Here is a 9,073-nt window from a genome sequence, read left to right as displayed (position 1 = left end):
AAAATCTATTATTGTTTTACATCTCCCGATGGCGCTCTTGAAGGCGCTTTCACGATTCCACAAAATATTACAGCTGGCACAAAAAATGTTATTGCACAAGGCAGAGGTGGAACAATTGCAACGGGGCTTTTTACCGGTCAAGGTGTGATTGATGTGAAAGTGATGCGGCGCACCACCACGGTGAAAATATGGACGCAAGTAGACCCACAAGCACAAGTCTTTACTCCTGATGAAACACGGCAAATTACCGGTATTGACTTTCATCTTTGCAAAATCGGCAATCAAAACCATAATTTGGTGATTGATTTGGTCACCACTGAAAACGGTTATCCGACCGCCGATATTCAAGCACAAAGCTTTTATTCCATGAAGGGCGCAAAAACTGGTTGGGCAGAGGCACGCTATGATGTACCACTCCTTGTCCCCGATGACCGCTTAACGGCTTTCGTTATTAAGACAGATGATAGTAATCATTCCGTCTCCTTAGCAAAGCTTGGGGATTTTGATGCAGAACATCAGAGATATGTTTCAAGCCACCCTTATGTGACCGGTCCACGCTTTTCTTCTGTTAACGCACAAAGCTGGACTGCTCATCAAGATGAGGCTTTAGCCTTTCGAGTGCTGGCGGCACGCTACACACAAACAGAAAAAACCATTGATCTTGGCACTTTTGATCTTGTGGACTGCTCTGATTTACAAATACGCGCAGCCATTGAATTGCCTTCAAGCGATTGTTCTGTCATCTTTGAAATTGAAAGAAACAACGGCACGGTTTATCAACTTCTACCCTTTCAATTACTCAGTCTTACCGAATATATCAGTGAAAAGGTAAAGCTTCGCGCTATTCTCAAAGGCACCGAAAAGCTCTCACCTGTTTTGTTTGCTCCTGTTCAATTGATTGCGGGAAAGATTCATAAGGAAGCCACTTATGTCACCCGTGCTTTTTCCTTTGGAGAAAAGGCAAGGTTGACCAGTTATATCAAAACCTTTTTACCGGGCGGTGCAACCTTTTCACTGGAGATGCAACTGGATGATGGTGCTTTCACTCCTTTGAAATTAGAGGAAACAGAGCAACTCGCTGAACCGCTTTGGACAGAGCGCAAATTTATCAGTGGTGATAAAACAGCCAAACAAGCGCGCTTGAAATTGACCCTTACCGGTGGACCGGCGGCACGGTCTATGGTGAGCGATTTTGGCGCTGGTATATTATGAGGGGAAAATGAGAGATGACAAAAACCAAAAAACTCGACATGGAATTGCCTAAAGAAGGACGCTTTATCAGTTCTGAATTCCCAATCTTGCGGGAAAACTTGACCAAAATTGATCAAGCCATTGTTGATATTGAGGAAAAGGTAGAGGGAAAAGCGCCTTCAAAACACACGCATAGCATAAGTGATGTTGCAGACCTTGAAGCGGCCCTTAAGGCCAAAATGGCAGCCGATAAAACCTTCACTTTTGCTGATTTAAGTGATATCGAAGGCGCAAAAGATGCTGCCAACAATTATGTTCTCTATAAATCAAGCAATAATAACTTCACTTTTGGCAGTGCTGTCTCTCTATTAGGCGCACACCAACATAAAACCGAAGATATTGTGGGGCTTGATGATTTTAGAGCTAAGATCAATGAAGATCTCACAAGCTATGGACACCTCACAAGCCCAAATGAATGGCAAAGTTATAATAAATTTACCAGCAAAGTTACCATGAGTGGTGGCTTAGAACTGTTGGGTAATTCGTCGTTTAGCCTTATCCATAACAACAAAGTCGTTACCAATCTAAGCACAACCGGAAGCATGTTGAAGGGACCTCTTAAAGTTGATGGTGCGGAAGTTTATAGCAAAAATGAAGCTCTTGTTGCTCTTCAAGAAATACGTGATGAAATCACGAAATTAAGAAAAGCGACGTCCCCCCTTGAAATCCTCATGACAGAAAGTGGCACTATCCCGTTTCCTGAAGGTATGACCGATAACACAGAAATTGAAATATGGGCATGGGGTGGTGGCGGAGGTGGGGGAGATGGGGCCAAAGGTAAATCCAGCTACGGTGGCGGCGGCGGCAGTGGAGGCCAAAGTGTGTATGTTAAAATTAAAGCTTCACAGTTAAAATCCGCAAAAATTATTGAAATTGGTCGAGGTGGACGAGGCGCTTCTCCGGGAGGCGGTGGAGGTGGTGGTGGTTATACACGCATTGAAGGAATTATTACAGCATATGGGGGGCCAGGAGGAGGTGGTGGTGGTGGTGGCAGCGGCGGCGTATCAAGTTTCAATGGTAGTTTTGGGGGCGATGCTAGTTCTAATGGTTATAGAGGTAGTTCTTTTATTTACGCTGGTGGGAATGGCGGCAACGGTGGTAGTGGTCATGGTGGAAATTCTTTTTTTGGCGGCGGCGGCGGTGGGGGTGCTGGTGCTAATAATGGTAACGGCGGTTATGGCGGAGAGAGCCATAAAGGTGGCAGAGGTGGTAAAGGCTGCAAAGGCAGTGGACAAGGAGGAGGTGGTGGTGGTGGTTATTTCCCAGGAGAAGATGGTGGTGTTGGTAAAGGAGGAAATGGCGGTAATGGAGCAGTGTTGTTGAGATTTTTTATATAGGAGCACTTCATGGAATATGCAGTTGTTGAAAATGGTGTGGTAACAAATATTATCGTAGCGTCAGAAGATTATGTTCATGCCTTTGATGGTGAGGCAATCGCCTCAAGTGAAGCGCAGATCGGCTGGACTTATAAGGACGGAGTCTTCTCTCCTCCCGTTGTTGAGGAAAGCACAAAACAGCTCTCATCTACTGAAATGACAGAAACAGACGCACCCGTAGAGCCCATAAAAGAACCACAAGAGAAAGATAATCAAGTCTAGGCGATAAGGCTTGTATGATTTTCTTTCTTTAAAGTCCTTTTTAAAACTCTTTAAAAGCCCTTTGAAAGGGCTTTTTTTGACTGACAGTGTCAGTCTTATGGAGCATGGTGATGCTTGTTATAGTCTCTTCATTGATTTGGAGAGCAAGATGGCAATAGAATTTAAACTTCGTATTCACTTTATTAAGAAAGGATATAGTTATGAATGACATTCCTGCACAAAGAGATAAAAACCGTTGTCCTACTCATCCAGGAGAAGTTTTGGCAGAAATTATTCCTGAAACTGGCAAAACGAATACAGAAATCGCACAGATGCTTGGTATATCACGCCAACATCTCTATGATATTCTAAATGCCGAAAAGCCTATATCTCCTTCTCTTTCGGCTTGTCTTGGCAAAATGTTTGGGAATGGAGCTGCCATATGGTTACGTATGCAAGCGAATTATGATGCGTGGCATGCTGAACGTGAAACAGATGTTAGCAAAGTTCCAACACTCCACGCTGTTTGACTTTGTGACTCAATCTCTAGAGACTTTTCCAAGTGGTTTTATTGCTTTAACTTCTTTAATTTTAAGTGCAATTTTACGCACGAAAGCGAGGCTAAAACGCCCTTGTGGTTTTAAATCTTCAAAGTCAAACAAAGATTCGCAAGGAACAACATTAAATTCATCAACACGCACCCAAGATTGCATTTGCAACCCCGCACGTCTACATTCTATCTCAGGTACTTTTAAGCTATATTGTAAATTAATAGGCTCTTGAGAAGTGATAGGAAACAAAAAGAAATGGCTTTCAGTTTTAACCATAACACAGGAAGGACGCGCTTTGCGCCCCGAATGTTCACCTTTTTGCGCTTGTTCGTGCCATAAATAATAATATTGAACAACATCCCCTGCTTTAAACATATTCGTCGCCATTTAAAATATCATCTAAACCACGATCTAAATCGTCTAATATATTTTGCGGTGCATCTGCATAAACAAAAGATTGTATACGAGAACGCGCTTTTATTAATTCATGATATAAATCAACAGGAAGCATAATGATTTTTTCACGCCCTCGCTTTGTTAAAGCTACAGGTGTAGACATAGCCTCGTCTAAAATATCGCCTGCCCCGCGGTTTACATCTGTAAAACTATATTTTTTCATATGCACATCCTATCTTTAATGTATAATACGTATTATACGTACAATATGTATTATGTAAAGATATTTTATGCTGTTAACCACCTCCCCGCCTAAAAGACGAGGAGAGAAAATCATGTTTTTAAAGTTAAGCAGCTTTTGTAATCGGACTTGCTAAGACCTTTTTTGCTTCTTTAATGAGGGCTTTATATTTTCTGTTTTCTTCGTCTACTCTGAAGGCATCAAGAAGACGCATATGAATTGGACCTAAAAGATACAAAACTTTTTCACCAGGTTTCATACCTTCCCAATAACTTGGCAAATCAAAACGCGTATCACGATCATAATCAACAGATTGGTTTCTCAGTTTCTTTTCACACTCAATAAAGTAACGGCGTGCTTGACGTCCTTTCTCGTTACGTTCCACCATTGAGAGCTCTTTCGCCATGTCTAAAGTGATGTGATATTCTGTACTTGGACGACCGCCTTTAGGTTTTACTAAATTTTTAGTAAAACTCGCAAAGTCCTTATTTTCTAGGAAACCATATTCTTTAATACGATTAATAATCCAATCGTTAAAACGAGATGTTACCTTCAAAAACGTATGCAAATCACGAGCGTTAACAGTTTGAACAGTTTCCTGATCAATGATTTGTTCCGATATTGGAATAAGAGTATTCATGAGAACTCCTTGTTGTTAGACGTTTTTCATTGACATTTTTTATAAAAATGCCGGGTGCTGAAAAACACGGCAACAAGCCCGTCGTTATGCCTTTCCCCCGAAAGGGTATTGTATAGCGTAACCACACCCGACAAAGCTATTATATGCGTGTAGCATATAATGAGTCAAAGTCTTTAATGTACAGAAGACTGATTATTTCGGTAACCAATCCGCTTGTTGTTTTAAGGTGTTTTTCAAGCACCTTTGTATGAATCTAACGGTTTTGAATATTTTGTCAAGTCGTTTTCAAAAGCGGCTTTTTACCTCTCATTTTTCCCATTCATTTTCATTCACCCCTCATTTAAAGGAGCATAAAGTATGGCAATAGGTTTTCTACACGGTGTTGAAGTTGTCGAGGTTGACGACGGCACCCGCCCCCTTCGCGCGGTTCAATCGGCAGTTATCGGGATTGTTGGCACAGCACCCGATGCCGATGAACAAGCATTCCCTCTCAACACACCGGTTTTGGTAACGGGCTCTCTTTCACAAGCTGCAAAACTCGATAAAACGGGTAAGCGTCAAGGTACCTTACCCAATGCCCTTGATCTTATTTTTAAACAAGTAGGCGCCATTGTCGTTGTCGTACGCGTGAACGAGGGTGACAATGAAAATGCAACACTCACCAATGTTCTTGGCGGTGTAAACGCAAATGGCGCTTATGAAGGTGTTCATGCTTTGATTGGAGCGGGGTCCATTGTGGGACAAACACCACGCATTCTCATCGCTCCAGGCTTTACACATCAACGCCCTTCCAGTGTGAATATTGAAGAGAATGGAACTGGTGCAACTACCAACCCCGTCGCAGCAGAACTCATTGGCATTGCTGAACGCCTACGCGCTATTGTGGTGCTTGATGCACCAAACACAACAGATGAAGCAGCCCTTAGTGCAGCAAAGGATTTTGATTCAAAGCGCGTCATTCTTATTGACCCTTTTGTAAAGGTAAATCGTGATGGAAAGATCATAGAACAGCCGGCAAGTGCAGCGGTTGCTGGTGTCATTGCCAAAACTGATTTTACACACGGTTTTTGGCATTCTCCTTCAAACAAAGTGATCAATGGCATTGTTGGAACTGTGCGCCCCATTGATTTTTCCATTGGTGACAGATCAAGCCGCGCCAACCTTCTTAACGAACAAAATATCACAACAATTATCCGCGAAAACGGTTATCGTCTTTGGGGTAATCGCACCCTTTCAAGTGATACAAAATTTGCTTTCTTATCGGTGGTGAGAACCGCAGATATGATCAATGACGCCATTTTGCGCGGGCATCTATGGGCTGTCGACCGCAATATCAAAAAAACCTACATGAATGATGTCAGTGAAAGCGTCAATGCCTATTTGCGTGATTTGAAAGCACAAGGCGCCATTCTTGGTGGGCGCTGTACGCCTGATCTAGAGTTGAATACAGCAAGCGCTATTGAAGGCGGCAGAATCTATTTCAATGTCGAATTCACACCAACAACACCAGCAGAACACATCACATTCCGTTCACGCATTGTGAATGATTACTTAGAGGAGATTTTTTAATGGCTATACCCGTTTTACCAAGAGTTTTGAAATATTTTAACATTTTTGTCGACGGTATTCCCTATCAAGCAAAATGTGAAAGCGTAACATTACCGAATTTGAACTTGGTTGTTGAAAGTTATCGTGGTGGAGGCATGGATAGCTCTATTGAAGTTGACCTTGGTCTTGAAACCCTCACACTTAGCATGACCATTTCTGATTGCTCTCCAGAATTGATGGCACTGTTGGGGCGCACTGATGTCGATATCTCATTACGAAGTTCAATGCAAGCGCAAGGCACACCCGCAGAAGGTGTTGTCATTACCATGAGAGGACTATGCAAAGGCTTTGAAATGGCAGAATGGCAACCGGGGAGCAAAGCAACTTCTACGGCTACATTCACATTACAGTATTTCAAATATGTCCAGAAGGACGTTGAAATTGTTGAGATAGACGTCCTCAACTTGGTGAGAAAATTTAATGGCGTCAATCAACTCGCAGATCATAGAGAAAACTTAGGATTATAAAAATGACAGTACAAACAAGCATTACACATAAATTACTTGTACCGATTACCTTTGAAGGAAAAGAACATACCGAAATCACCTTACGGCGCCCGAAATATAAAGACTTAAAAGCGACCTTTAAGGAAGACGATGCTGATCAGTTAGAATTCATTACTTCACGCCTTTCTGGCTGGCCCATAGATGCCGTTGAGGAAATTGATCCTTATGACATGGAAGATATTCGTGAGATTATAGATTTTTTTTCAAGTCGGCGGGCTTCCAAGACTGCGAAACTGCCGCGAAACTCATAGCCGATATTGCCATTGTTTTTCATTGGCCACTTTCAGACATGATGGAAATGGAACTGGAAGAATTGGTCTTTTGGCGAAATCAAGCAGCAGAAAGGTATAAGACAAAATGAGTGAAAAAGTTGCTGATGCAAAGGTGAGATTATCTCTTGAAGACAAACTCACCGCACCTCTTAAACATCTTCAAAAAAAATTCGATACATTATCAAAAACACTCTCACTGAGATTGAGTATTCCGCGCTTTTCTGCTGCTGTCAAAAACATGACAAAAAGCCTTCATGGCGTTCAAAGTGCTCTTGGAGTGGCGGCAAGCCGTGCTTCGGTCTTTACTGGTGCTTTAGGGCTTGCTGGTGGTGGACTTGTGGCAAGTGTAACCGCCCTCACCATGAAAACCATGCATCTGGGAGATAGTCTTCACCACGCATCACACCATTTAAATATGAGTGTTGCATCGCTTCAATTATGGGGCGATGCAGCCGATAATTCAGGCACTTCTGCCGAACTTTTTCAACAATCCTTAGCGGTTTTAAATAGGCGTTCAGCACAAGCCTATGCTGGACAAAAAAGAGGCATGATGGGCTTTGAAGCACTTGGCATTTCTGTCAAAAACACTTCTGGAAAACTCAAATCCACTTCTGTCTTGTTAGAAGAAATTACCGACAAGATGAGTAAGATGAAAAGCCAAGCACAAAGACAGCATATTGCCGCTCTGCTGTTTGGGGGCGATGGTAAAGAAATGGCGACCATGCTTGCACAAGGCATGGCACCCATTAAAGAGCTGTTTGCAAAGGCGCGAAAAGGAAAATGGCTGATAGGTGCCGATGTTGCACGCTATGCAGCAGATTTGAGTGACAAAATGGGAGCCTTTAAGAAAAAAATAGGCGGTATCGCGAGCTTTATTGGCGCGCGTTTCATGCCCGTGATCAATGACATGATTGACGGTTTTTCTCGCCTGATTGATGAAAACCGCAACCTCATTCAAACAACTGTTGCGAGCTGGGCAAAAACCTTAAAAAAAGTCTTTAATGATTTGCTTAATCCTACCTCTGATTTAAGAAAAGGTATCAGTGATCTCACAGAGAGGATTAAAGGCTGGTTCCAATGGCTAGAACCTCTGATTGGTGAAATAACCCTCTTTAAGGTAGGACTTGTGGCACTTGGTTCGTTCATTTTTGGTCCACTCATTGCCGCATTAGCCGCAGCGGGAGCAGCGTTTGTCACCCTTGGCTATACTATAATGACGACGCCCATAGGATGGCTCATTGGGGGTATCGCGGTACTTGCCGCACTCTATAAATATTGGGATGAACTCAATGGCTGGGTAGCTGCATCTTTAGCCGCGGTTGGAGCAGTTCTTACCGGAGCATTCATTGCGGCAATGGTACCGGCAGCTTCTGCAGTTGCGGGTCTTGCACTATCTCTTGTAGCTTCACTCATTCCAGCAATAACTGCCGTTGGTTCTGCTTTTATATCGCTTGGTATCGCAATCATGACCACTCCTATCGGCTGGATCGCTGGCGGCATAGCAGCCCTTGTTGGAGTTGGATATCTGCTCTACAAAAATTGGGATACGGTAGTAAGCTTCATAAGCAACTTGTGGAATTCTTTTGCGAGCTTATGTAGTAACGTTTTCAATAACCTCTTGACGCTCTTTAAAAACTTTTCACCGCTCTCTTGGATTTCAAAAAAAATCAATGAACTCATTGAGTGGCTGTTTGGTGTCGATTTAATGGAAGTAGGCTCCAATCTTATTAACGGGCTTTGGGACGGCATCAAAAGCAAATGGAATGCTCTGTCTGATTGGCTCAGCGGCATGATGAGTAAATTAACCAGTTGGATGCCTAATTGGATGAAAGAAAAGCTAGGCTTTAATGTTTCAATCAACAAAACTTCAACGGAGACGATTAAAACCTTTACCGATGAAACCAATGCACGTGCAAAAAAAATGGTTGATACAGTAGTGGTTACAAATACCCCACCTGAAAAACGCAAGAGTGGTTTTAATACAAGTGTCGTTGAAACAGGACAAATGCAGGCAACAAATAAAGTGGGTGC

General features: G+C 42.7%; 12 protein-coding genes and 1 pseudogene. 10 read left to right on the top strand and 3 right to left on the bottom strand.

All coding sequences use genetic code 11. From position 1 onward, the window contains the following. The 5 genes and pseudogenes from ACFIJR_RS08330 to ACFIJR_RS08310 form a co-directional block, all read left to right on the top strand. A pseudogene (locus tag ACFIJR_RS08330) lies at positions 1-1,212 on the top strand (DUF4815 domain-containing protein); the annotation flags it as partial. A 14-nt stretch (positions 1,213-1,226) separates the two neighbouring features. Then, the gene (locus ACFIJR_RS08325) at positions 1,227-2,588 is read left to right on the top strand and encodes a Bgr_08870 family protein (RefSeq protein WP_375653983.1); all 1,362 of its coding nucleotides are present in this window, start codon (positions 1,227-1,229) and stop codon (positions 2,586-2,588) included. A 9-nt stretch (positions 2,589-2,597) separates the two neighbouring features. Then, entirely contained in the window at positions 2,598-2,849 is a 252-nt protein-coding gene (locus ACFIJR_RS08320; RefSeq protein WP_375653982.1) for a hypothetical protein, read from the top strand. Positions 2,850-2,925: 76 nt separating this feature from the next. Next, on the top strand, positions 2,926-3,057 hold the full coding sequence (locus ACFIJR_RS08315) for a hypothetical protein (RefSeq protein WP_375652167.1): 132 nt from the start codon (positions 2,926-2,928) through the stop codon (positions 3,055-3,057). Further along, positions 3,050-3,358, top strand: coding sequence for a HigA family addiction module antitoxin (locus ACFIJR_RS08310; protein WP_375627594.1), 309 nt, complete (start codon positions 3,050-3,052; stop codon positions 3,356-3,358). The genes ACFIJR_RS08315 and ACFIJR_RS08310 overlap by 8 nt, the downstream gene beginning before the upstream one ends. 9 nt (positions 3,359-3,367) lie before the next feature. Here ACFIJR_RS08310 and ACFIJR_RS08305 read toward each other — a convergent pair whose 3' ends face one another. The 3 genes from ACFIJR_RS08305 to ACFIJR_RS08295 all read right to left on the bottom strand — a co-directional run bounded on the left by ACFIJR_RS08305 (position 3,368) and on the right by ACFIJR_RS08295 (position 4,656). Then, positions 3,368-3,754 carry a hypothetical protein gene (locus ACFIJR_RS08305; protein WP_375627593.1) on the bottom strand — a complete coding sequence of 129 codons (387 nt, stop codon included), beginning with the start codon at positions 3,752-3,754 and terminating at the stop codon, positions 3,368-3,370. Next, positions 3,747-3,998: a type II toxin-antitoxin system prevent-host-death family antitoxin gene (locus tag ACFIJR_RS08300; RefSeq protein WP_375627072.1), complete on the bottom strand. Its 252-nt coding sequence runs from the start codon at positions 3,996-3,998 to the stop codon at positions 3,747-3,749. The genes ACFIJR_RS08305 and ACFIJR_RS08300 overlap by 8 nt, the downstream gene beginning before the upstream one ends. 124 nt (positions 3,999-4,122) lie before the next feature. Next, complete coding sequence (locus ACFIJR_RS08295) at positions 4,123-4,656, bottom strand: antA/AntB antirepressor family protein (RefSeq protein ID WP_375626900.1); 534 nt, start codon at positions 4,654-4,656, stop codon at positions 4,123-4,125. A 357-nt stretch (positions 4,657-5,013) separates the two neighbouring features. Between ACFIJR_RS08295 and ACFIJR_RS08290 the strand changes: the two genes are divergently transcribed. The 5 genes from ACFIJR_RS08290 to ACFIJR_RS08270 form a co-directional block, all read left to right on the top strand. After that, complete coding sequence (locus tag ACFIJR_RS08290; protein WP_375653980.1) at positions 5,014-6,225, top strand: phage tail sheath subtilisin-like domain-containing protein; 1,212 nt, start codon at positions 5,014-5,016, stop codon at positions 6,223-6,225. Beyond that, positions 6,225-6,731: a phage major tail tube protein gene (locus ACFIJR_RS08285; protein WP_375653979.1), complete on the top strand. Its 507-nt coding sequence runs from the start codon at positions 6,225-6,227 to the stop codon at positions 6,729-6,731. Before ACFIJR_RS08290 ends, ACFIJR_RS08285 begins: the two co-directional genes overlap by 1 nt. A 2-nt stretch (positions 6,732-6,733) precedes the next feature. Continuing rightward, positions 6,734-7,021 carry a phage tail assembly protein gene (locus ACFIJR_RS08280; protein WP_375626896.1) on the top strand — a complete coding sequence of 96 codons (288 nt, stop codon included), beginning with the start codon at positions 6,734-6,736 and terminating at the stop codon, positions 7,019-7,021. A 38-nt stretch (positions 7,022-7,059) separates the two neighbouring features. After that, positions 7,060-7,131, top strand: coding sequence for a GpE family phage tail protein (locus ACFIJR_RS08275; protein WP_081429755.1), 72 nt, complete (start codon positions 7,060-7,062; stop codon positions 7,129-7,131). Next, positions 7,128-9,073 (top strand): phage tail protein (locus tag ACFIJR_RS08270; RefSeq protein ID WP_375653977.1); only part of this gene is annotated, 1,946 nt, incomplete at its 3' end. The genes ACFIJR_RS08275 and ACFIJR_RS08270, both read left to right, overlap by 4 nt.

The sequence above is a fragment of the Bartonella sp. OD88NMGDW genome (genome assembly GCF_042193775.1).
Classification (GTDB): domain Bacteria; phylum Pseudomonadota; class Alphaproteobacteria; order Rhizobiales; family Rhizobiaceae; genus Bartonella; species Bartonella grahamii.
The sequence above is the reverse complement of the archived record's forward strand: the minus strand, read 5'-3'. Positions and strand labels throughout refer to the sequence as shown.

Bases quoted from the DNA above. Each gene is read 5' to 3' on its own strand.
- ACFIJR_RS08325 (WP_375653983.1), top strand. From the start codon at position 1,227: ATGACAAAAACCAAAAAACTCGACATGGAATTGCCTAAAGAAGGACGC.
- ACFIJR_RS08320 (WP_375653982.1), top strand. From the start codon at position 2,598: ATGGAATATGCAGTTGTTGAAAATGGTGTGGTAACAAATATTATCGTA.
- ACFIJR_RS08310 (WP_375627594.1), top strand. From the start codon at position 3,050: ATGAATGACATTCCTGCACAAAGAGATAAAAACCGTTGTCCTACTCAT.
- ACFIJR_RS08305 (WP_375627593.1), bottom strand. From the start codon at position 3,754: ATGTTTAAAGCAGGGGATGTTGTTCAATATTATTATTTATGGCACGAA.
- ACFIJR_RS08300 (WP_375627072.1), bottom strand. From the start codon at position 3,998: ATGAAAAAATATAGTTTTACAGATGTAAACCGCGGGGCAGGCGATATT.
- ACFIJR_RS08295 (WP_375626900.1), bottom strand. From the start codon at position 4,656: ATGAATACTCTTATTCCAATATCGGAACAAATCATTGATCAGGAAACT.
- ACFIJR_RS08290 (WP_375653980.1), top strand. From the start codon at position 5,014: ATGGCAATAGGTTTTCTACACGGTGTTGAAGTTGTCGAGGTTGACGAC.
- ACFIJR_RS08285 (WP_375653979.1), top strand. From the start codon at position 6,225: ATGGCTATACCCGTTTTACCAAGAGTTTTGAAATATTTTAACATTTTT.
- ACFIJR_RS08280 (WP_375626896.1), top strand. From the start codon at position 6,734: ATGACAGTACAAACAAGCATTACACATAAATTACTTGTACCGATTACC.